The sequence below is a fragment of the Nocardia amamiensis genome, from assembly GCF_015477605.1.
Lineage (GTDB): Bacteria > Actinomycetota > Actinomycetes > Mycobacteriales > Mycobacteriaceae > Nocardia > Nocardia amamiensis_A.
Window position 1 is genome coordinate 1 of sequence record NZ_JADLQX010000179.1, and the last position, 871, is coordinate 871.

Genomic DNA, 871 nt, shown 5'->3' on the forward strand with positions numbered 1-871 from the left:
GTGCTGGCCAAGACCGGCGACGAGCTGCTGCCCACGGAGATCCCGCCGAACGTCTACCAGGGGTTGAAGGCCAACAAGGCCGTCGAGGTGCACGTCTTCGGCCGCCGCGGTCCCGCCCAGGCCAAGTTCACCCCGCTGGAACTGCGCGAACTCGACCACTCCCCGACCATCGAGGTCATCGTCGACCCCGCCGACATCGACTACGACGAAGGCTCCGAAGCCGCGCGCAGGCATTCCAAGCAGGTCGACATGGTCGCCAACACCCTCGAGCAGTGGGCCATCCGCGATGCGGGCAACCGGCCGCACAAGCTGTTCCTGCACTTCTTCGAGTCCCCGGCCGAGGTGCTCGGCGAGAACGGCAAGGTCGTCGGGCTGCGCACCGAGCGCACCCAGCTCGACGGCACCGGCAACGTCAAGGGCACCGGCGTGTTCACCGACTGGGACGTGCAAGCGGTGTACCGCGCCGTGGGCTACCTGTCGCAGAACATCAGCAGCCTGCCCTTCGACGACCAGGCCGGCACCGTGCCCAACGAAGCGGGCCGCGTGATCGCCGACGAGAACGCCGACGGCGCCGACCGCTACCTGCCCGCCACCTACGTGACCGGCTGGATCAAGCGCGGCCCGGTCGGCCTGATCGGCCACACCAAGGGCGACGCCAACGAGACCATCGCCTGCCTGCTCGACGACGCCCCCGGCTTCACCCCGCCCGAGCGGCCCGACCCCCAGGCCGTCACCGAGTTCCTCGAAGGCAAAGGCATCCCCTTCACCACCTGGGCCGGTTGGTACCGCCTCGACGCCCACGAACGCTCCCTCGGCGAACCCGAAGGCCGCGAGCGCGTCAAGGTCGTCGAACGCGAAGACATGCTGCGCG

1 pseudogene is annotated in these 871 nt (G+C 69.3%); it reads left to right on the forward strand.

Annotated elements, in window-relative coordinates:
• A pseudogene (locus tag IU459_RS37345) lies at nt 1-871 on the forward strand (pyridine nucleotide-disulfide oxidoreductase); the annotation flags it as partial.